General features: G+C 47.6%; 20 protein-coding genes and 1 riboswitch. Of the genes, 3 read left to right on the top strand and 17 right to left on the bottom strand.

Annotated elements, in window-relative coordinates; all coding sequences use genetic code 11:
* Positions 1–292 precede the first annotated feature (292 nt).
* Positions 293–498, bottom strand: a riboswitch (cobalamin riboswitch).
* A 373-nt stretch (positions 499–871) separates the two neighbouring features.
* The 7 genes from BBD42_RS16275 to BBD42_RS16245 all read right to left on the bottom strand — a co-directional run bounded on the left by BBD42_RS16275 (position 872) and on the right by BBD42_RS16245 (position 8,864).
* Complete coding sequence (locus BBD42_RS16275; protein WP_237163531.1) at positions 872–1,252, bottom strand: helix-turn-helix domain-containing protein; 381 nt, start codon at positions 1,250–1,252, stop codon at positions 872–874.
* A 72-nt stretch (positions 1,253–1,324) separates the two neighbouring features.
* The gene (locus tag BBD42_RS16270) at positions 1,325–2,206 is read right to left on the bottom strand and encodes a hypothetical protein (RefSeq protein WP_099519000.1); all 882 of its coding nucleotides are present in this window, start codon (positions 2,204–2,206) and stop codon (positions 1,325–1,327) included.
* Positions 2,206–2,874, bottom strand: a complete 669-nt coding sequence (locus BBD42_RS16265) for a Fe(II)-2OG oxygenase family protein (protein WP_099518999.1) — start codon at positions 2,872–2,874, stop codon at positions 2,206–2,208. The genes BBD42_RS16270 and BBD42_RS16265 overlap by 1 nt, the downstream gene beginning before the upstream one ends.
* 56 nt (positions 2,875–2,930) lie before the next feature.
* On the bottom strand, positions 2,931–5,933 hold the full coding sequence (locus tag BBD42_RS16260) for a UvrD-helicase domain-containing protein (RefSeq protein ID WP_172455520.1): 3,003 nt from the start codon (positions 5,931–5,933) through the stop codon (positions 2,931–2,933).
* Between the two features lie 90 nt (positions 5,934–6,023).
* Entirely contained in the window at positions 6,024–6,725 is a 702-nt protein-coding gene (locus BBD42_RS16255; protein WP_099518997.1) for a metallophosphoesterase, read from the bottom strand.
* 612 nt (positions 6,726–7,337) lie between these two features.
* Positions 7,338–8,189, bottom strand: coding sequence for a TrmH family RNA methyltransferase (locus BBD42_RS16250; protein ID WP_099518996.1), 852 nt, complete (start codon positions 8,187–8,189; stop codon positions 7,338–7,340).
* A 9-nt stretch (positions 8,190–8,198) separates the two neighbouring features.
* The gene (locus BBD42_RS16245) at positions 8,199–8,864 is read right to left on the bottom strand and encodes a potassium channel family protein (protein WP_056041014.1); all 666 of its coding nucleotides are present in this window, start codon (positions 8,862–8,864) and stop codon (positions 8,199–8,201) included.
* A 195-nt stretch (positions 8,865–9,059) separates the two neighbouring features.
* Here BBD42_RS16245 and sspI point away from each other — a divergent pair, with 195 nt between their 5' ends.
* On the top strand, positions 9,060–9,290 hold the full coding sequence (sspI, locus tag BBD42_RS16240; RefSeq protein ID WP_237163117.1) for a small acid-soluble spore protein SspI: 231 nt from the start codon (positions 9,060–9,062) through the stop codon (positions 9,288–9,290).
* Positions 9,291–9,296: 6 nt separating this feature from the next.
* On the opposite strand, the gene BBD42_RS16235 is transcribed toward sspI, so the two are convergent.
* From BBD42_RS16235 to BBD42_RS16190, 10 genes are all read right to left on the bottom strand, one after another.
* Positions 9,297–10,556, bottom strand: coding sequence for an alpha-D-ribose 1-methylphosphonate 5-triphosphate diphosphatase (locus BBD42_RS16235; protein WP_237163116.1), 1,260 nt, complete (start codon positions 10,554–10,556; stop codon positions 9,297–9,299).
* 260 nt (positions 10,557–10,816) lie between these two features.
* On the bottom strand, positions 10,817–11,920 hold the full coding sequence (locus BBD42_RS16230) for a M24 family metallopeptidase (RefSeq protein WP_099518994.1): 1,104 nt from the start codon (positions 11,918–11,920) through the stop codon (positions 10,817–10,819).
* 244 nt (positions 11,921–12,164) lie between these two features.
* Complete coding sequence (locus tag BBD42_RS16225; RefSeq protein WP_099518993.1) at positions 12,165–13,268, bottom strand: Gfo/Idh/MocA family protein; 1,104 nt, start codon at positions 13,266–13,268, stop codon at positions 12,165–12,167.
* Complete coding sequence (locus BBD42_RS16220) at positions 13,261–13,962, bottom strand: ThuA domain-containing protein (protein WP_099518992.1); 702 nt, start codon at positions 13,960–13,962, stop codon at positions 13,261–13,263. Before BBD42_RS16220 ends, BBD42_RS16225 begins: the two co-directional genes overlap by 8 nt.
* Before the next feature lie 18 nt (positions 13,963–13,980).
* Entirely contained in the window at positions 13,981–15,147 is a 1,167-nt protein-coding gene (locus BBD42_RS16215; protein WP_099518991.1) for a Gfo/Idh/MocA family protein, read from the bottom strand.
* A gap of 20 nt (positions 15,148–15,167) precedes the next feature.
* On the bottom strand, positions 15,168–16,196 hold the full coding sequence (locus BBD42_RS16210; RefSeq protein ID WP_099518990.1) for a LacI family DNA-binding transcriptional regulator: 1,029 nt from the start codon (positions 16,194–16,196) through the stop codon (positions 15,168–15,170).
* Between the two features lie 169 nt (positions 16,197–16,365).
* A complete protein-coding gene (locus BBD42_RS16205) occupies positions 16,366–16,695 on the bottom strand; it encodes a hypothetical protein (protein ID WP_099518989.1) in 330 nt (109 codons plus the stop codon).
* A gap of 268 nt (positions 16,696–16,963) precedes the next feature.
* Positions 16,964–18,550 (bottom strand): peptide chain release factor 3, encoded by a 1,587-nt coding sequence (locus tag BBD42_RS16200; protein WP_099518988.1) that lies wholly within the window; start codon positions 18,548–18,550, stop codon positions 16,964–16,966.
* A 147-nt stretch (positions 18,551–18,697) separates the two neighbouring features.
* Positions 18,698–20,254: a glucose-6-phosphate dehydrogenase gene (gene zwf / locus BBD42_RS16195; RefSeq protein ID WP_099518987.1), complete on the bottom strand. Its 1,557-nt coding sequence runs from the start codon at positions 20,252–20,254 to the stop codon at positions 18,698–18,700.
* Positions 20,255–20,397: 143 nt separating this feature from the next.
* The gene (locus BBD42_RS16190) at positions 20,398–21,168 is read right to left on the bottom strand and encodes a YwmB family TATA-box binding protein (RefSeq protein ID WP_172455519.1); all 771 of its coding nucleotides are present in this window, start codon (positions 21,166–21,168) and stop codon (positions 20,398–20,400) included.
* Between the two features lie 311 nt (positions 21,169–21,479).
* Here BBD42_RS16190 and BBD42_RS16185 point away from each other — a divergent pair, with 311 nt between their 5' ends.
* Both BBD42_RS16185 and BBD42_RS16180 read left to right on the top strand, forming a co-directional pair.
* On the top strand, positions 21,480–21,845 hold the full coding sequence (locus BBD42_RS16185) for a hypothetical protein (protein WP_099518985.1): 366 nt from the start codon (positions 21,480–21,482) through the stop codon (positions 21,843–21,845).
* Positions 21,846–21,936: 91 nt separating this feature from the next.
* Positions 21,937–22,620, top strand: coding sequence for a hypothetical protein (locus BBD42_RS16180; protein ID WP_099518984.1), 684 nt, complete (start codon positions 21,937–21,939; stop codon positions 22,618–22,620).
* Position 22,621: the final 1 nt, after the last annotated feature.

Below are 22,621 nucleotides of genomic sequence, written 5' to 3'. Positions count from 1 at the left end.
TGTCCGGTGAACTTGATGCCAAAGATGATTTCCTTCTTCTCATGCGCTGCCCAAGAACCTTCATCCACGCTGCTAGTTTCATTAGCCTCGCTGCATCGTTGTAGAAGACACAGTCTTTCCCGAGCTCAATACCACGGAAATCCACATCACGAGCTACATGAATTTTCTTTGGTCAAATCTGCTGGAAACAATAAAAGGCGTCCTCCCTTTGAAAGATACATAGGGAAAGACGCCTTCATAACAGTGCATTATGACGGTTCATCTAACACCTCCCTATCTCCCCGTAGGTACAGCAGTGTTGTCAGAACTGGCAGGTCTCCTGGCTCCGGAATCGTCACTCGGCAGCGGCCTTCCCGATCAATCTAGACCAGTGGCTGGTTGAGCTGCCTGCTCCTCCGTTACAGTGGCGGGACCGCATCGGTATTGCACCGAACTTCCCTTTTAAGTCAGAACGACAAGCACGCTCGCCGATCAGACACCTGTTCTCACTTTTTTAATTTATACCCACTAGACAGAGTGCTTTTCATAATTTCCCTACATCGTAAACGCCTATATGAGTAAGATTGCATATTTTCATGAATATAGCATGATACAAATAATTTATGCCTGGATATAGATTTAAGCTATAACCATTAAGGTAATGTCCCTGTAATAATGGCTGGGTAAGAGCCTAGGAAATGCCTGAGTAACACCGTCTTTGCTTACCCCAAAAGACTTGAGTAGCCTGGGGGTTCTGCTTGTTTAAATATTCGGGATTTGGACGGGCAATCCCTGCTTACGTATAATATTCAAATTCGTACGAATCACGCAAAATATCTGTATTGGGACCACAAAATAAAACATAATTATTAGTACCTGAAGCAATACTGCTCTAAAATTTAATCCCATCAAAACCTAATTTTCTAATGTATTCAGATAATAATTGCGTTGCTACATATTCTATGTTTTTTTCATTCTCATTAATTGGTTTACTAATCTCTACAATGAAATTAGATATGAATTCATTAACCCAATTGTCATTATGATTATAGTCTTTTTTAAATATGCTTTTAGTTTTAATTTCTATTCTTTTTGTTAGATCTAATATGTCAAGTTCAAATATCGGTTGTAATTTTCCAATTAGAACATGATCACCTTTGTTGGCACGAATTTCTTTTAATGTGGTTTTTATAAGTGTTTCTAAAGTAGGCTTGGTTTTACCATTCTCATATTGTGAAATGGCCTGTTTTGATACGCCTGAATACTCTGCCAGCTCGGATATCGTAAAACCTGAGAAAAATACTCACAAATTCACTGATTTATAAGCCTTACTCCACAAAAAAATTTAGTCATTTCCATAATCGTAATCATAATCTGGCTCTTCTTCGACAGTCTTAGAAAAAACAGGATCTTCGATCACAATTTCCACTTCTTCATAACCAATTAACTTCAAATCACAATATCTACAATGAATTTCAGTCGTATCATAGATATAAGAGTACACCGAATGCCATGGGTTATCTTGGCTTTCTCCTTCGTATACCTTATCATTTAGTTCACCATATGCTAAAGCATCATTATTGCATGCTGGGCAAAGTATCAGTTCCTCATCATCATTTACGTCATAAGTAATATGTGGTTTGTCAAACTTATACTTTTCACTATACTTATTTCGACAAGCTTCAACCCTTGATTCAACAACAGTTTTAAGTATAGCCGAATGATCTTCAATAATTTTTGATGCTCGTATTGCTTCATCATGCCCTATCCATTCTTCTAATTTTTTTTCTTGAAAATCAAGTAGAATCACACAGATTTCCCAAAAATGAGGTAATATTAAATCTAACCTAAGACCATCAAAAGGTAACAATCCTGAATGCAGTTCTGCATTCCTTTTATTTGCCAACGACATGCAAAATTCCTTCTTTTTATGATCGAATTTTGGAATTGAAAGAGTTACATGCAGTCGTTCAAAAACTGTTTTTGCTTGAATCGTTTTGAAATCATCATGCTTCCTATAGCCACATGCGACTAATAAACCTTTGGGATCGTTTGGATCTACTACCAATGATGGATGAATAAATGCCAGTGTGGCTTTTCCTAACAGTTCCAAGGATAAACTGGCCCAAAGCAAAAATTCTGACATGTCGGATTCGTTTCTATTAGAGATGCCTTTTTTAATAAAAAGCTTAGATTTATTGTATAGATCCAAATATTCAATCCCCACTATTGTCTCTCCTTAATCGATATTCTGAGAAGTACTCTGTCGTTATCTATTACATTACTCTGTCCTCTACCATGCAGAATTCTCCAGTTATCAAAAATCAAAAGATCTCCGCAGTTCCATATCACTTCATTGAGATCCCTCGGGTAAATTATGCTATCAATTTTAGTTAGCAGTTCGTTTCCAACTGATGACGTTGCTTTCATACAATCTCTATCTAACCTAAAATAGTAATTGCTTTGATAGTAATTATAAATTGTTGTTAGAAAACTATATCTGCCATTAACGACCTTATATAACACGTTGGTTAATTCAAAACGAAGTTCTTTATCGTAATTGAAGAACTTATTTGCATCATACAAGAGGGTAGGTCTGCCTCCAGAACCTGGATTGACCGAATATAATAATATATATCTGGCTGGTATTTTAAAGTAAGCCGTGTCCGTGTGAATAGGAAAGCTATTAAGCCCGTGATTTCCACTCAGCGAATTTTTATGTGCATCTTTCTTTTCTTTAGGGGAAAGGCGGTCAATAACATTTGCCCCCAACCTTGTTTTAATAGGTATACCTATTTGTTCAGATATAGCTATCAGATCTTCTTCAATCATTCCAGGAATATTAAGCTTGATGTATCCTACTTCTTCAAGTTCTTTCATTGAGATTTCGACCATAATCAGCCCCCAGCGCAGTGAAAATAGGATAATAGGTAAGCTCTGCCCCTATAGTCTTATCTTATCTGTTTTACTCTGTGATAAGATTTTCCGATATTCATTGTATTTCTACAATGCGGGAAATTCGTACAGCCATAAAACTCCTCACCTTTGCTCGTCCGCCTTGCCATGTAGCCATTGCACCGACTACACATTACCTGATTATTGAGCAAACAAACATCGCTATGAGTTTGCTTGCATTGCGGATAATGACTACAACCCAAGAAATTTTTCTGAAGTTTATTTTTTCTTTCGACTAATAATCCCGTTTTACATTTGAGACATCTTGGGTTATTGGTAATCGAATTTTGGATAAAGGTTGTTTCGAATTGTGTCCCATAGTCTTTAGTCAATTCTTTTATGAAAATTGATGTATCCTTTTCAGGAGCCATAATGTACAAGTTGTTTTTTGTACGCGTTAATGCTACATAAAACAATCTTCGTTCCTCTGCAAATTCAAAAGCATCTTGATCGGTGAGCACCCAAGACAATACGGGATCATCCGAAATGCGGTTTGGAAATCCGAGTAAGTTATTTTTTGCGTTGATTAAAATGACTTGATCCGCTTCTAAGCCTTTTGATTTATGAGTGGACATAAAGTTAATTTTAACTGATTTGTGTTTTTGGTACTCCACTCTTGTCAACACCTTTTCTTTCTCAATAACTCTAAAATCTGTCTGGCCCTTTAAGAAATTGATGTCAAAGTTATTTCTCCCCAGAAGCATGATCTCCTGCTTCTGCCCACCTTTGTCAATAATCTCGTCAAGAATCGCTTTTATCACCTCAACCATATTTTGGTCGTAGCCAATAACTCGGATCGGTTGCGTATTGTATTTGCCAGAGACCAAGTTTTTTCTATACTGTTTCATATTCTTCATAACAAAGCTTCCAGCGATATTAATTAATTGTTGTGAATTTCGGTAGGTTCGCTCAATTCGAAGCAACTCGAACTTTCCAAAATTTTCACCGAATTTTGTAAAGAGCTGCACATCACTACCCGCAAAACGATAAATGGATTGCCAATCATCGCCAACACAGACCACCTTTGCATTAGTCTTATCCTTAATCGTCTTGATTAGCTGGTAGCGGCCCTGAGATATGTCCTGGTATTCATCTATTATGATGTACTTATAATGGAAAGTAGCCTTCTTGCCTTTGGCGATTTCAGTAGCGGTATTAATCATGTCATTAAAATCTATTTTATTTTGTTTCCCCAAAGTGTCCTGATAATACTCATAAATAGGTTCTACCAAAGACAAGAAAGTCTGATTACGAGTTTTCAGAAAAGTGTTGTGACCTAACAATTGCTGATTCTCATCAGTAAATTGAGAGAAATGCTCTTTTTTAAAACCGTTTGACTTGAAGAGATTAATAAAGCTACTGACAAGCTTAATAAATTCCTCAAAATAAAAATCATTTTCTTTGATACAAATTGCCTCATAAACAGCTTTTACATCAATTTTTTCAAACTGAACCCCGTGCTTCCGCAGGTTTTCTTCCAACTTTTCAAACAATACACCGTTCTTGTTGTAATACGAGTACGATTCAATCAATACAGTGTTCTTTTCTTTGTGCAAAGCCCTTTTCCACCGAACACCTTCTAAATACTTTTCTTCCTCAATATTGCTAAGCCACGGAGTTCGGAAATCCTTCGTAATTCCAAAGTGTTCGATATAGATTCCATAGTCAGGCAGATAAAAATCAGGCTTATACTGCCGATAATATGTCGAAGCCGTTGGATATTCATAATCGTTTTCGTATATGTACTCAATGCCATTAAGAAAGAGAAAGTTCGCAACAAGTGTTTCCTCCAGGCTCTTCATTGTCTCGCCCTTAAATGACTGTAAGATTTTAGTTACTTTTTGCAGTTTTCCTTTTAAGGATTCGAAATCTAGACTTTTTTGATTCTCATGAAATTCCCCTAAGCTATCAAACTGTTGAAGATCCTTTGGAATGTTTAGATATACCCCGAAGAACGTCACGATTTTTTCAAGTTCCATTGGATTCGAGTGAATAACAGAGCGAAAATAATCTTGGATAATCTGCTTGTTGTCATTCAAAACATCAGGCTTTGCATCGGAGTCCCATGCAATAATCCCCATGCCAAGTTTGTGGAACGTCTTGACATCAACCTTTACACCAAGCCTTCCAACAATTCGCTCCTGCATCTCCTCCGCCGCTTTGTTGGTGAATGAGATGAGCAAGATTTCATCAGGGGATATCCCTTTGTTTTCGGTTAGAAATTTCACTTTACCAGATATGGTTAACGTCTTACCACTACCGGCACCAGCCAGCACCAAGTTATTGTCCTCATCGGTTAAAACAGCAATCCGCTGTTGTTCATCGAGCGATTTTCCATCAATATCGTCAAAAAACTCTTTGCTGTTCATTAACTCACTTTGCACATATTCCTGATTCCACGAAACCACTTTCTTATCGAAATCCCTCATTAATGCCAAATAAGATAGGACTACAGATTCCTCGATTTCGCTTGGAACAGCATGCTCATAAAAGAATAACGGTTCCTTGTGTTGATTGACAAAATTGGTTTTGGCGGACTCAGCAATGTAATCTTGCTTTAATACAGCGAGTTCTTCAAAAAAATAATGCACTTTAACATTGATGCGCTCTACCCGCTTTGCCATTTCAGCCTTGCGAGCTTGAATACTTCTATATTGCACTTGGAATTGATTTCGAGTGGATGTATGCAACTGACAAAGCTCGTTGTATTGCGGTAATGTGGCAATTAAAGGAGTAAGCTTGTTAAATTGCTGTTCAAAGCCAGGGGCTATCCGAAAGGGAGAATCCCCTTCTAAATAAGCTCGATCCAAATCACATTTACTAAGTAGTTCTTGAAAGTAAGAATTTGGTACATATCGGTCCGCTACTTGATTTGATTCGATTGCAATTTTTTTATATTTTTCTTGCATAAGTAGCAAATACATCTCGATTTTTGGGATAAGCTTTAGTGCTTTTTGTTTTTGGAAGTATCTCTTTATCTTTATAATCCATGTAACCATTTTCATTAATCTCCTACGTCTCTTAAAGTGGTATAGTCATATTGTACCATGCCACACCCCATTGGAGACAAAATAAGACAATTCTCCGACTTAATAATACAGTATCTTTCGCTCTTCTATCTTCTTCTGTGCTTGCTTATATACAAAATAAACCATATCTGATAGATTTATAAGCCCTACTCCCCGTTCATCCTCTACACAATAGGTATTCGACCCCATATCGCAGTTCATTCTTATACCGTCAAAATAGATTCTTTCGACAGGGGTATGACCATGGATTATAGGTTTTTCGACGGTAGTAATTAAAAGCGATTCTTTTGGAAGCGAGTAGAATTCACCTTCAGTCATCCAAAGTATGTCCCGACTCTGCGAGTCCAGCGGCTCATATGAGTTCAATCCAGCATGTGTATATACAAACTCATCATCCTCAAAGTACATTGGTAAGGAAAACGCCCAATTGATGTGGGCTTGCCGCTCCTCTTCGTTGGGAAATGTCTTTTTGAAGTCCGAAATCGTATCATGACCCCCGTGACTGAGCCATAATTTGTCCCCTCGCTGAAAATACCAGCCCATCATCTCCTCATGGTTGCCAATGACGGCATGAACATTGTTCGGATACTGTTCACAAAGCAACTTGATTGACTTCATCACTTTGCCGCTATCCTTGCCTCGATTAATCATGTCGCCGCCAACCACGAGCTGATCCTTTTCAAAATCCACCTCTGCATGCTCTATCAACAACTTAAACCCCCGATAGTCGCCATGTATGTCCGTAATAAAAAACTTCCTCATTTAAGCCCTCCAGTGTTCTACCTCGAAAATCCTCGGCTTTTATGCCCTAACTATTTCGCAAAATACAAATAACTGACGGTTAATCCTTACAAAAAATGAACTAAACACCAGGTCATTTGAATTTTAGAACGTATTTCTTTGCTTTATCTTGCTGTTTTCCTCGGTTGTTTTCTTTAGAAATCCTTTCTTGTCGAATTACTTTGTAGAAAAATAAAAATTACTGTCCCAAAAACGTAGAGAAAAGGAGCGAAAAACTGAAAGAAAACTGGTTCAATTGTGAACGAAAACGACTAATAATTCGTGTCCCTGAAGGGATAGAGAAGTGCCTGAGAAAAGCAGGGATCAGCAGTTATAATGGCTGGATCAGAGCCTGGGAAATGCCTGAGTAAAACTGACCCCAATGATCCAAAAGTCTTGATTAGCCTGGGTTTCTGCTTGTTTACTTATTCAGCATTAGCACGGGGAACCCCTGCTGTGTTGCTTTAAGAGGAGAGAAAAAGACTGGAGAAATGGCCCGAGAAAATCGGCAACCAGCTTCCAGTCTTTGGTGGTTGGGGATACAATTAATTTTAGTCAGGGAAGTTTAATTTTAATTTTGATAAGAATTCTTGTTTAGTTATACCGTCTCTGCCTCATCGCCTCATGCAGCAGCACGGTCGCCGCCATCGCCACATTCAGCGATTCCGCCCGTCCGTGCATTGGAATAATGACTGTCTCATCGGCTGCATCAAGCGAGCTTGCAGACAGCCCTTCCGACTCATTGCCGAGCAGCAGCCATGTCGGTGCTGTCCAATCATACGAATAGCAAGTATGCGACGCTTCGAGGCTCGTCCCGACCAGCGCAAAGCCGCAATCCTGCGCCGCAGGCAGCAGCTCCGTCAAGTCCGCCTCTATAATCGGCAAATGAAATAGCGAGCCCATCGTGGAGCGCACCGTCTTCGGATTGTACAGATCAGCGCAGCCTTTGCCCAGCACGACGCCATTAGCTCCCACCGCATCCGCGCTGCGAATAATCGTCCCAACGTTGCCAGGGTCTCTTACGCCATCCAGTACAACGACCAATCCGTTAGCTGAAAATAAAGCATCATCCGCCGCTTCCAGCTTGCGCACAACAGCAAACACCGGTGGCGGCGTATCCGTCCCCGAGCATTTTGCCATAACCGGCCGCGCCGCCTGAATCCATTCGACGCTCGCGCCTATTCCCGCGTTCTCCGCAGCGCTGCCCGCATATCCGCTTCCGCGGCCATCCTGCTCCGCCAGCTCCCGCAGCTCCTCCGGCAAGCCGCGCTCCGCATCGTACATGACTGCTTCGATTGCCGCTCCAGCGGCGAAAGCTTCCTGCACCAAATGAACGCCTTCAATTATAAACTTGCCGAGGCGGTCGCGGTATTTTTTATCCAGCAGGGAAGCCCACTGCTTGACACGGTCATTTTGAATCGAGGTTAAAAGGCTATGATTGTTCATATTTATTAGTCAACCTTCCGAATAGGCAATTTCCAAATTGGATAAGTCTGAATTTTTCCCTACAATAACTAAAATATCGATATCACGAATGAGATCATCCGCATATGGCGCAATGTTCATATTTGAACCCGTCTTGATCGCCATGACGTTGCATTTGAACTTGGCGCGAATGTCGAGCTGCTTTAAGCTTTTGCCAATCATCGCTTCAGGCGCTTTAATCTCAATGATGCTGTAATCCTCGGAAATTTCAATGTAGTCCAAAATGTTAGGCGAGATCAAATGATGCGCCACGCGCAGCCCCATATCCCGCTCCGGATATACAACCTTGTCTGCGCCGATTTTGCTAAGCACTTTGCCGTGCAGCTCATTTTGCGCCTTGACGATAATGACGCCAACCCCCATATCCTTCAAGATGAGGGTTGTCAAAATGCTCGACTGAATATCCTGCCCAATCGCCACGACCACGACATCAAAATTGCGAAGGCCCAGCGCCCGCATCGCTTCCTCGTCGGTGGAGTCGGCAATGACGGCATGCGTCACATGATTGACCGCGTCCTGTACGCGATCCTCGCTCGTATCAATCGCCAGCACCTCAAAGCCCATTTCGGTGAGCGATGATGCGACGCTAAGACCGAAGCGGCCTATGCCAATAACGGCGTATTGTTTTTTCGGCAAACGGCAACTCTCCCTTCCTATATGTACGAAAATCTGCTATCGACCATTATAACACACGCACCCGTGCAGAATGAAAAACTGCTGCTGCGGACATATTAATCAGGCACGCCAATTAGCAGGTTTTTAGCGGCCTCGCTTACCATGCGCAGGGCCACTGCGGTTGCGCGTAATAACGACGACTTGGAGGGAATCCGGTTGGATAATCTGGATTTGCGTCAAGCCATTATAAGGCGGGTACAAGATAAGCCGCTCAATGAATTAACTGAAGTGATTGAAAGCTCGATTGGCAATGACGAGCGTGCGCTACCCGGACTCGGGGTTTTGTTCGAAATGATTTGGAAGCAAATCGAAGAACAGGAACAAGCCCGTCTGGTAACGGCGCTGCATACGCAGCTAGCACGTTTCGCCCAGCCCGCCACGAATTAGCTTGCTTTAACGGGTCAACGCGGTATACACTGTTTTGCCGCCAACGATTGTCCGTTTGACCCATGGATGGCCTTCATACCGATCAACGATAACAAGGTCTGCCGCTTTGCCCTGTTCCAGCGAGCCAACTTCACTTGCTATACCCAGCGCTTCAGCTGGAGCGAGCGTAGCTGTGCGAACTGCTGCGGGCAATGCGGCTATTCCTTCATCCGCCAGCTTGAAAATCGCATGCAGCAGCGCCGACGGATGATAATCTGAGCAAATGATGTCTGCCGCGCCCATCCCAATCGCCTCAGCTGCCGATAGGTTTTTGTCATGCGAGCCGCCGCGCACAATATTAGGCGCCCCTACACATACATGCAAGCCCTGCTGCACCGCATATAGAGCCGTTTCCAGCGTAATCGGAAATTCCGAAATACTGACGCCACAGCCCTTCAATTGATCGACCCGCTCGCTCGAATCATCATCATGCGAAGCGACCGAAATGCCCCGCTGCACGGCCAGCTTGCCAAGCTCCTCTAATCCGGACCAGTCAATTTGGCGCCTATTTTCCATCAGCTCTGCTACGATGGCGTTTACTTCATCGATGCTGACCGATTGATTTTTCATCACATAACGCTCAAACGAGCCTGGCTGCCTGTACTGCCCTTGGCCTGGCGAATGGTCCATGAAAGACAAATAATCAATCGCACCTTCATCCACATAGCGCTTCACGATGGGCAAACCCGGCAAATACGAAATCTCGTATCTCAAATGAATTAGATTGCGCACGACAGAGCGTTGCTCGCGGTAGCTGCGAATGAGCTCCACCATCTGCGTCAGCAAATGCTCGCCCCTCAGACTAAGCCCAACGCCAAGCGATAGCGAATGGTACATCGTCGTTATGCCATGCAGCGGAAGCTTGCGTTCAAACTCCAGCAGGGACATGCTTAGCGGGAACAGCGTATTAGGTCTCGGCTGCACCTCTTTTTCAATCGCATCACAGTGTATATCAATGAGTCCGGGCAGCACATAACAGCTATCCTCTTCAATGATTTCAAGCGCTGCGGAGCCGCTATTTCCTACACCTCGTCCATCATGTTCGCGCTCACCAACATTTTCAGCAACGCCGCCTTGCTGCGCAAGCCAGCTCTGTACCTGCTCTGCGCCAAGCAGCACTTCCTCCATGATGCCGTTCCTAACGATAACTGCCCCTTCCGCTACTGCATCCGGCAGCACGAGCTTCCCTTTAACCATTACAACCGATTGCCGCATCTCTGTCTTCATCTTGCACGCTCCCCTTTATAATTTTGCCAAAAATATAAAGTGATTATGTAGAAGCTACTAAGCTGTCAGACAAGCTTTATTAAAGCTTAACATACCATTTTTGCGAGCAATAACAAAGGGGTTGTCCCGTCCATGTGCAAGTTCAATTGCAAGAGCAATTGCCAGTTCAATCCCCCGGTGAAAAATAACAAAAAACCTCCTGCCATTCAACATGGCAAGAGGCTCGTATAAACCAGTTCATACTCCGGCTTTAACGCAGACTATAATTGCTGCAGCTCCTTCGGAAAGCTCGTCAGCACCTGCGGCTTGCCATCGTCACCGATATAAATATCGTCCTCGATGCGGACGCCGCCAAGCCCCGGCACATAAATGCCCGGCTCTACGGTGAACAGCAGCCCCGTCTCAATCAGCGATTCATTGCTCCCGTGAACGGAAGGCAGCTCATGAATATCAATGCCGAAGCCATGCCCCACGCGGTGGGTGAAATATTCGCCATAGCCTCGCGAAGTAATGGCTTCGCGGGCAGCGCGATCGACTGCGGCAAGCGCCTTGCCAGCTTCTGCTGCCGCGATCCCTTGACGGTTCGCCGCCAGCACCGCGTCATAAATACGCGCCTGCTCGGCTGTACCTTCACCGATCACAAAGGTGCGCGTAATGTCCGAGCAATAACCTCCCTTGTACACGCCCATATCAATGAGCAGAAAATCATTTTCCTTCAGCCGGTATTCGCCCGACCGCCCATGCGGCAATGCGGAGCGAGCGCCGCCGAGCACACTCGTCTCAAATGCAGGCTTATCGCCGCCCAGCACCCGAAGCCGATATTCTATCTCGGCGTTCAGCTCAAGCTCCGACACGCCAACAGCCGCCTTGGCTGCCGCTTCCTTTAGCACCTTCTCCGCAATTACGACTGCGGCGCTGACAAGCTCGATTTCCTCCGCCGACTTGCGAAGGCGCAAGCGCATCAGCAGCGGCTCCACATCCCGGAATGCGGCCTTAGGGAATACTCCTGCCAGCTGTTCATAGGTTGCCACATTCAAGTGCCGCTTTTCTATGCCGATTGCAGCCGCACTGTTATCTGCTTCTTTGCCCAGCAGCTCGTAGGCATTGTCCGTATCCGATATCGCGACCAGCTTTGATACCATCGCCGCCTCGCTCGCACTCTCCTGATCCAAAGCCGGGACAAACAGCGTATACGTCGACTCCTTCGGGTTAATGAGCAGTCCCATAAAACGCTCATGCGGGTCACTATGAAAGCCTGTCAAATAAAAAATACTGCCCGGCGACGTAACGAGCGCAGCCTCGATTCCAGCAGCCGAAAGCTCGGCGATCAAGCTTGCTTTTCTAAGCTCATAAGGGTTATACACGTTTCACTCTCCTCCTCCATCTAGTGCACCAATTGCTAAATCCAATAGCTCTATCATACCTCAAATGAGCCGGAAACTGGAAGCGGATGGTGCAAGACAAACGAGAGCTACTTGTAAAAAATAGCGCGTTAACCCCGGGCAGCACCTCCCCTTGCTAATCCAACGGCTTGCATCTATAAAAAAAAGCCCGCCAACCCGCGATTTACGCGGATTAACGAGCCTGCTCCAACTATCTATTGCCAGCCTATTTGTCCAGTGTATATTCCGCCAAACCGAGCGGAAATACCGTTGGCTTCTCGCAGCTGCTTTGCATCACATAATGCTTGCCTTGCTCCGCCGCATCATGGAAGCCATGCATCGCTTCCAGCACATGGTAAGCAAGCTCGCCGTTTGCCCGGTGCTTGCGGCCCGTCAAAATGGCTTGCGCCATGTCAGCTGCGCCAATGCCTCTGCCATTTTCCGAATGGCCGTAAGCAAGTGGAATCGTCGACCATTCCGAAGCCCCGCCGCGGCGCAGCTTGATTTCCCCGCCGAAATTGTTCGGGTTCGTAACCTGCAGCGTGCCTTGGCTGCCGTACACCTCAATGAATGGCAGCGTGGAGCCGCCCTTCACATCAAAGCTGGTCAGCAAAGTCGCAATTGGCCCAGCGGCAAATTCCATAATGCCGGCCACATGCGTCGGCACTTCAACTTCGATTTTTTGCCCATGCTTCGGAGCGCTCGTAATCGTTCTCTCCGGGAAGGTAATGCGAGTCGAGCCCGTTACTCGGGCAATCGGTCCCAGCATGGCAATTAGCGCCGTCAAATAATAAGGTCCCATATCGAACATTGGGCCGCCGCCTTGCTGGTAATAAAACTCGGGAGCCGGATGCCAGCTCTCATGTCCGCCGGACATCATAAAAGCGGTAGCGCCGATGGGCGTGCCAATCCAGCCGTCTTCAATGATTTTAATGCACGTCTGGAGTCCCCCGCCAAGGAACGTATCAGGCGCGCTGCCTACGAGCAGCCCTTTCGCTGCTGCCAGCTCCAGCACCTGCTTGCCCTCCTCGCGCGTAACGGCGAGCGGCTTCTCCACATACACATGCTTGCCAGCTTCCAGCGCCTGCAAGCACACTGGGGCATGTGCGGCTGGAATCGTTAGATTGATGACCAGCTGCACTTCGGGGTCCGCAAGCAGCTCATCGACCGAGCAGCCGCGAATGCCATACTCCGCGCCTTTCTCCTTGGCGCGTTCTACATCGAGATCCGCACAGGCGACAATTTCCATGGAGCTGAATTTTGAACCATTTTCCAAATAAATACGGCTAATATTTCCTGTCCCGATGATCCCAACCTTGACTTTACTCATGTTTGCCTCCGTCTCTGCCTGCCGCAGCTGCTTTGCCTTCCGCACACCAGTTAAACCCGCGTCTCATCATTTCTTTAACAACTGGAATGTCCACAATATTAGCTTGGTGCCCAAGCGAATTATAGTAGACGCGGCCTACGCCCCAGCGCTTCGTCCAAGCAACCGGCATATCAACCGCTTTATTTAGCGCATGAGGACCGTCGGCAACAGGGAAGCGCGTCGTCGCCAGCACTTCAACCGCTGGGTCCACATGCATATAATACTGCTCGCTGCTTACTGTAAAATCCTCAATGCCATCGGTCAGCAGGCTGGACGTGTTGGTCACATTGACCACATATTCCACGCCGTCATTGCCGGGATGCGATACCCACTGCCCGCCCGTCATGAACTGCCATTCTACGCTTTCGCGGAAGGAATCGCACATGCCGCCGTGGCAGCCGGCAAGGCCGACGCCGCTTTGAACCGCTTCGGACACATTTTTCAGCTGATCGCCTGTAATCGCTCCCATCGTCCATACCGGAACGATCAGGTCCAGCGCCTTCAGCTTCTCGCCATCCTCAAAAGCCTCCAGCGTATCTGAAACCTCAACCTCGAAACCTTCTCCTGCAAGCACTGCTTCAAAAATAGCCGCTACCTCTTTAGGCTGATGTCCGTCCCAGCCGCCCCATACGATTAATGCCTTCGGTTTGCTCATCGTCTTATCGCATCTCCTCTATTTGTACTCCGCCAGCTTGACCCAGCGGCGCTCTGTAATGGACTGCTCAACTGCCTCAAGCACCTCTTGGCACCGAAGGCCATCGTGGAAATTCGGCACCGGTTGACGATCCTCGTGAATCGCCAGCATCAGCTCCTGCATTTCATGTGTGAATGTATGCTCATAGCCAATCGTATGTCCCGCCGGCCACCAGGCATCCATATAAGCATGAGCCGGATCGGTCGCAAGCACGCGGCGGAAGCCCTGAACGTCCTCAGCATCGTCGGTAAAATAAACCTCCAGCTCATTCAGACGCTCGAAATCGAATTTGACGCTGCCCTTGCTTCCGTTAATTTCGAAAGCATTCGTAGAACGGTGACCTGCCGCGAAGCGCGTCGCTTCGAAGCTGCCGAGCGCACCATTTTCAAAACGGGTCATAAACAGCGTCGCATCATCCACCGTTACTTTGCCGCGGGCACCGGAAGCGTCCCCTTTGGCGCTTAGCCCGGTCATTTCTGATGGCAGCGGGCGCTCTTTGATGAACGTTTCGCTCATGCCGATTACCTCGTCAAACTCGCCAACAAGAAAGCGCGCCAAGTCGATTAGATGAGCGCCAAGGTCGCCATGCGAGCCTGAGCCGGCAACTTCCTTCTGCAAGCGCCAGACGAGCGGGAATGACGGATCAATGATCCAATCCTGAAGAAATACCGCACGGAAATGGTAGATTTCGCCCAATCGGCCATCGCTGACGAGCTTCTTCGCCAGCTGCACCGCTGGTGCGAACCGATAGTTAAAGCCGACCATATGCTTGATGCCAGCCTCTTCTGCCGCATCGAGCATTTCCTTCGCATCTGCTACATTGAGTGCCAGCGGCTTTTCGCAGAACAGATGCTTCCCAGCTGCGGCAGCCGCCAGCGCAATTTCCTTATGCGCATCGCTTGGCGCATTAATATCAATCACATCGATGTCGCTGCGCTCTATCAGCTTGCGCCAATCCGTCTCGGCGCTTTCCCAGCCGAACTGGCTTCTAGCTTGCTCCAGCGCCTCGGCGTTGCGCCCGCAGATCGCTTTCATCTCTGGCAGCGCTGGCGTCTTCGGAAAAAACATCGGCAAAGCCCGATACGCATTGCTGTGCGCTTTTCCCATAAACTTATAGCCGACCATTCCCACACGTACTTTCCCCATATCAATCTCCGCCTCCCGATTTATGAAGATGTTTCCCGCTTAATCAAATGCACAGGCAGCAGCCCTTCCTCCGCCTGCTCCAGCAATTCCTTCTCTGGCGCGAGCAGCCGCTGAGCTGCCCTTCTTCCCATTTCGTAAAAAGGTACCGCTACCGTCGTCAGCTTCGGGCTCACAATAACCGAGCCTTCCGAATCGTCATAGCCGACGAGCTTCACATCAATCCCAGCCTCGATACCATACGCGCGCAAGCCATCCATCAGGCCAATAGCCATCCGGTCATTAGCGGCAAAAACCGCATCCGCCTGGCCGCTGCGGATGAGCGCTGCGACAGCTTCCGCAGCTTCAACTCCGCTCTTGCGGCTGTAATTGCCCAGCAGCGTCAATGACGGATCGTAAGCAAGTCCCGCATATGCAAGCGCCTGTTTGTAGCCGGTCATTCGGTCCATACTGCTTGAAAACACATCTGGCCCATTGAGAAAAGCAATTCTGCGGCTCCCGCCGTCGATCAAATGCTTGACGGCCTCGTAGCTCCCCGCATGATGATCCGCATCGATGGACAAATATCCTTCCTCCGCGAATCGCTGGTTAACGAGGCAGAACGGATAACCCTTCTCCTGAAGCTCCGCAAGCGCTTTCTTCTCTTCCGGCACATTTTGAGCGCCTAGCACAATGCAGGCATCAATCTTCTGTGCCAGAAACAGCCTGGCATAATCACGCGAGCCGCTAGGCTCCCGAAAGATTAACAGCACATCATACCCATATTGCTTAGCCGCCTCGCCAATGCCGCTCAAAATTTCTGCAAAATAATACGTAGAAAACAAATGAACTTTTGGCACAAATGGCAGGATAACGCCCAAATTGCCGCTGCGGCTTCTAGCAAACTGCTGCGCCAGCGCACTTGGCACATAACCAAGCTGCTTTGCCGCGTCCTCTACTCGAAGCCGGGTTTCTTCCCTGATAGGCCCTACCTTATTAAGCACTCTGGATACTGTGGCTTCGGATACGCCCGCAAGTGACGCAACTTCTTTTCTACTAACCAAAGCGAGCATCCTCCTGATTCTCAAGCAAATTCAATCAATGTACACGCGTACATTATTTCATGAAAGTGGAAGCTCGTCAATACTAAAAATAAAAACATAAACAGCAAAGAGCAGTACTGAACCTCGGAAGGTCTGCACTGCTCTTTGCTGTTTACATACGCTGTTTATAAAAACTTCCTTAGAAACTCGAAGGTGGCGGCGGCGGAGAATACGATTGATTTTGGTCTGCTCTCGATGCGCTCACAAGCAGCAAAACGCCTGTAATTAGATGCATGATCATGCCCACAATCGGAATAACCGCAATAACGGACGTCACAATACCCAAAATGCTGCCATGTTTATCAGCATTATGCTGCGAGGCCAGCACCAAGGTCACAATATGCAGAGCCAGCATTACAACCAACGGAATATAAGAAAGCCCTATTACAATTAGCCCGCCCATAACTGGGACTCCAATAATAATTTCAAAAATTCCTGTAATCAACAATAACGTTTTTACATTGCTCATTTTCCTTCAACCCCCCACTTCGATGCAATTGTCACCATGCAAGGAAAACAAATACAAGCATCCTTCATATATACTCTCCTATTGTATTCCAATTCGACTACGTTTGACAATGCTTTTCCACAAGGTGAAACGGCTGTCGCCGTCCTTTAGCAGTGCAGCGCGTTTCAGGCCGAGAAATATAAGCCATTAATAAGGGAGAAACATATAAATGCTTATCTTTCAAAAAAAACGCCAGAGCTGCTTGCCTGCTCTGGCGTTTCCAGCGCGATTAAGGCGCTGTCTCAAGAAATTTCGACGTAGGATTTTTGTCCATCGCCGTTCTCATCGCATATTCATTCTCGAATAAGACGACATAATTGCCCTTCTTATCTTGAACGAGCGTGGAGTTAATCCGGAATTTCGCCGGGTCAATCTTGTCATCTACAATCCAGCGTGCGAACTGGAATGTCATGCGGTGCAATTGGATTTCGACGCCATATTCCGCACGCATCCGATATTCGAACACCTCAAACTGCAAATGCCCAACGACGCCCAAAATCGTTTCATCAAAGCCGCCAACCGAACGGAACACCTGAATCGTGCCTTCCTCCGTCAGCTGGTCAACACCTTTTTGATACTGCTTATGCTTCAAGGCATTTTTAACCGTTACTTTAGCAAAAATCTCTGGCGAAAACGTCGGCAGCTCGTCAAATACGACTTCCGAGTTTTGCGACAGCGAATCGCCAATCCGGAAAATGCCCGGATCGAACAAGCCGATAATATCGCCCGGATAAGCCGTCTCCACTATGTCGCGATCCTGCGCCAAAAACTGCTGCGGCTGCGCCAGCTTGATATCTTTGCCCGCACGGACATGGCGAACGCTCATCCCGCGCTCAAAGCGCCCGGAGCAAATGCGCAAAAAAGCAATCCGGTCGCGGTGGGCCGGGTTCATATTCGCTTGAATTTTAAAGACATAGCCCGAAAACTTCTCATTCGTCGGTTCAACCGGGCCCGATGTACTCATGCGCTCAGTCGGTTTTGGCGCCAGCTCAAGGAAGTTATCCAGAAACGTTTGGACGCCGAAATTGTTAACCGCACTGCCGAAGAAAATCGGTGTCAGCTCGCCTGCGCGAACTTTCTCGATATCGAACTGATCGCCAGCTACATCAAGCAGCTCAAGATCCTGCACGAGCTGATCATGCAAATAGTCGCCTGCCATCTCGCGAATAATCGGATCGTTGTAATCATCTGTTTTCCGAACTTCGATCGTGCTGTGGTCATTGCCTTGGAACAGCTCGACCTGGTTTTTCATCCGGTCATAAACCCCGCAAAGCTCGCGGCCCATGCCAATCGGCCAGTTCATTGGAACCGAACGGATGCCAAGCACACGCTCCAGCTCCTCCATCAGCTCAAACGGACTTTGTCCTTCACGGTCCAGCTTGTTGATGAAGGTGAAAATCGGAATGCCGCGTTTACGGCAAACTTGGAACAGCTTGATCGTCTGTGCCTCGACACCTTTGGCAACGTCAATCAGCATGACCGCGCTATCCGCTGCTGTCAGCGTCCGGTACGTATCCTCACTGAAATCCTGGTGGCCCGGCGTATCCAAAATGTTGACCCGATGGCCGTCGTAATCGAATTGCATGACGCTGGAAGTAACGGAGATCCCCCGCTGCTTCTCAATTTCCATCCAGTCGGAGGTCGCATGGCGGCTTGCTTTCCGCGCCTTAACGGAGCCTGCCAGACGAATAGCTCCTCCGAACAGGAGGAGCTTCTCGGTCAGCGTCGTTTTTCCCGCATCCGGGTGAGAGATAATCGCAAAGGTGCGGCGCTTATCGACTTCCAGCTGCAATTCATTGCTTAGCGTTTTGCTCATTGCTTGCCTTCCCTTCATTCATACAGCGCACGGCCTAAAGGCGGTGCGCTGTGGAATATCTTCATTTGAAATTATGCGAAATTGACGATCAGCTTGCCGCTTAGAAACTGCGACGAAATAAAACACCGCTAATTTCCTCGCAGCTCCTTACTTGCCGCTGTTCGTAATCCAGATCACTTTGTCTTCGTCCTGTCCATTGACTGGCCACCAGTGGAAGCCATCCTCAGCAAGCAGCTTATCTGCCGCTTCCGGACCCCATGAGCCAGCAGGATAAGCTTGCAGATCCTTCTTGTCCTCGCCCCATGCTTGAGCGATTTTGTCAACAAACTCCCATGCTTGTGCTACTTCGTCCCAGCGGGTGAAGTACGTAGAATCGCCGCGTACCGCATCGTGGATCAGGCGCTCATACGCTTCAGGCGTGTTCAGGCCGATTTGGCAGCTTTGGCAAAATTCCATTGCCACAGGCTGTACCGAATTGTCGGCACCAGGTGTCTTGGCGTTGACTTTAATGTAGATGCCCTCCATCGGGTTAACCCGGATGACGAGCAAATTCGGCGCAAGATCATGACGCTGCGCGAACAGAACGTTTTGCGGCATCGACTTGAATTCAATAACAACCTCAGTCGTCTTCACCGGCAGGCGTTTGCCTGTACGGATATAGAACGGAACGCCAGCCCAACGGAAGTTATCCACCGCTACTTTAGCTGCGAAATACGTTTCCGTCGTCGATTCCGGATTAACGGAATCCTCTTGGCGATAGCCGGCCAATTCCTTGCCGCGAGCCGAGCCTTCGCTGTATTGGGCGCGAACGACGTTCTCGCGAACCTCATCGCTGGTTTTGTAATTGCGCAGCGAGCGCAGCACTTTCACCTTCTCATCGCGAATATCTTCGCCATGCAGACGGCTAGGCGGCTCCATTGCAATCATCGTGAGCATTTGGAGCATATGGTTTTGGCCCATGTCTCTTAATGCACCGGATTTGTCATAATAGCCGCCGCGATCCTCTACGCCAACCGTTTCCGACAGCGTAATTTGCACATTGGCGATATGATTATTATTCCACAACGGCTCAAAAAATGCATTAGCAAAACGGATAACCTGAATATTTTGCACCATTTCTTTACCCAAGTAGTGGTCAATGCGGAAAATTTCCTCTTCCTTGAACACTTGGCTCAGCTGGTCATTCAGCTTTTGTGCGGATGGAAGATCGTAGCCGAAAGGCTTCTCAATAACGACACGGCTCCAGCCCTTGCACTCCAGCAGCCCGCCGTCTCGCAGGTTGAAGGACACCGGTCCGAACAGCGCAGGCGCAAGTGCCAAGTAGAATAAGCGGTTGCCTGGAATATCAAATTTAGCTTCCAGCTGCTCCGAGAGCTTGCTCAGCTCGCGGAAGCCGTCCACCGTATTAATATCCAGCGACATATATTCGAAATGCTCGGCAAAACGATTCCATAGCTCGGCATCATCCGCCTTGTAACGGCAAAATTCCACAATGGAATCATAAACGTCCGAACGGAACTGCTCATTCGTGCGAGGTCTGCGGGCAAGGCCTACGACCGCAAATTTTTCAGACAATTTTCCTTCTTTATATAAGCTGAACAGGGCAGGGAACAATTTGCGCTTAGCTAAATCGCCTGTTGCTCCAAACAAATAATATACGGCGCCTTGCGGCGATAGCGTTTCGGGATTCGTATTTTGCTCCATATTCCTCATTCTTTCCTATGAATTTTTATACGTCTTTGCATGGTATGTAGTTTAACATATTAATCCTGAAACTGCTACGCAATCCACCATAAAAAAAACTAATAACGATCGTTATTTCTCCTGATTCCATCACAATATTTCATCTATTGCGAGGCGCTGTAATCTCCCGAAATCAGCGGGATTCCAATGACGACCTCCAGCTGTCCCGTATCCGTTCCTTTATGCACCGCAACCTGCATATTCGCCTCCTTGCCGCCAGTCTTTACAGAAGCTTTAAGCCCGCCAGTAAAAAAGCTTTCGCTCACCGTCCCGGCATCATCGTACCGGTCCACCTGTTCGGCGGCTGCAAGCTGCGCAAGCCTCTCTGCCACATTATTATATTCTGTCAAGCCTCTGATGGTTATTCCTCCATCATAAGAAATATTTGTCCTTCTCATAGCAGACTCGATATGGTCTATAGCTGAAAGCAGCTTATGCTGATCTGCTTGTTTGCTTGATTCGGTGGAAAAAAGCAGCAGCATCTGCTGTTTCCCTTGCCCGGCTGACGCCGTCACGCTCATAGACAGCTTGCCGCCTGCTTCCGGCAGCAGCGTGCTCAGTTCCCCTTCCGCATCGCCCTCGTAGCGTGGAAACAGCTGCTCCCGCAGTTTAGCTGCCTCTCCGCTCGCATACCAGCGCAGCGTCCAGCCTGCCCCGGGCGCTCCGGTCTCCAGCAGCCCATCGCTCCAGCTCCACATTTGCTTAACATCATGCTGAAGCAAGCTGCCCTCCGCTTTCCCCTCTGTTGTCAGCTTGTCCTGATTAACGAGCGCCCATACCGCGCCAAAAAGCAATACCATTGCTGCTGCCAGCACGCCGATTCGGCTGCGCCGCTTTATTTTATCCGGTTCCGTGTACCTGTTCAGCTTTGCCATCGAACACATCAGCCTCCTTGGTCTACATAGCCTTCCAAATCATGGATAACGCTTCCATTTTACATGAAATTCCATAAAAGAACAGGAGCGATATATTTATTTTTGCCTGTGATCCTTTGAGCCTCTAGCCTTACATTTAAGCTTGCCGCTTATTTAAAAACGCGATTGCTGTTTGAATTAGGCAGAAAAAGGGGAATTTACAGTAGATAGGCTGCTTTCTTCGCTCATCTGGGTAAACATCCATACACAACCGCCTGTAGGTGAATATACTGCTTGCAAAAGCATAAAGCCCAATAGGAGGTAACTCGTACATGGAACAAATTTATCCGCTTGAAGAAGGCGTCATATCGCGATTTTGCGGAATGCCTGTTTGTATTGTGACCCATGACGGCGCAAGGCATTTCGGGGTGTTAAGCCACTGCCGAGGCGGCAAGCTTACGCTGAATGAACAACCGGGCGCACAGATGCTGGCCGAAGCCGAATCCCCTAAAGCCGATAAGGCCAAAGGCAAAAAGAAAGGCAAAGCAAGCAAAACAGCCAAAGAAAAAGTCGCTCAAACCCAAGCTTATCCTTATGATCCCTACTACTATAATTATAACCCGGGGTACAACTGGCCGTATGGCGGCGCGTTCGCCATTGACCTGGCCCTAATTGCCTTTTTGTTCCTGCTTATTTAATAAGCCAGCTTTCGACAGCGATTTTCAGCAGTATTTGCAGCTGTCATCCTTTATGCTAACTACAGAAAACCGATTGAAGGAGGTTATTGAAATGTCCATCCGCCCTATCGAACGTACGAACCGGAGAGCCATCTTCGAGCCTATACAGCGCATCACGCCTTACGCCAGTTATCCCTACAGGGACATGGAGTTTCAACGGCCTCCCGAGCATGATTTTGACTGGAATGATCCTTATCGCGAAGCTGCCGGCCATGCGGCCGTCTGGCTCGAACAATATAGACAAGCCCACAAAGAGGTGCAGGTCATTGCTCTCAAAATCCGCAATGATTTCAACGAGCGCTGCCTTGTCGAACAGCTGACGAAGCTGACGGGCGTCATGAATCGCCTGCAGCAAGCTTTTGTACAGGTAGCCCGCTACATTAAGCCATCGCTGTGGGATCGTGCGCAGCAGGCCATGAACCATCATGCGGCGGAGCTGGTCGGCTTTATTCGGGACGACATCACAAGCCGCTGGATGCTGCGTCCTGCCATTGCCGCTTCTATCTACCGCGAGTACCCGCTGTCAGGCCAGCATTTGTATCGCCAGCTTCTAGGCCCCTACGGACTAATGACGACGCTGCTGCAGGCGTTGTCGCTCGGCGGCGACGAAATCCGGACAACCGATCTCTTGAAAAATAGTGCCGAGCGTACGCAGCCATACGCCACTTACTACAGCTCAATGAAAATGCATTATCCGCTTCCCCCAAGCGGCCTGCTGCTGAACGATGAAGGCTAAC

The organism is Paenibacillus sp. BIHB 4019 (assembly GCF_002741035.1).
Classification (GTDB): domain Bacteria; phylum Bacillota; class Bacilli; order Paenibacillales; family Paenibacillaceae; genus Pristimantibacillus.
Note: the sequence above shows the minus strand (reverse complement) of the source record. Positions and strands in the feature narration are given on the sequence as shown.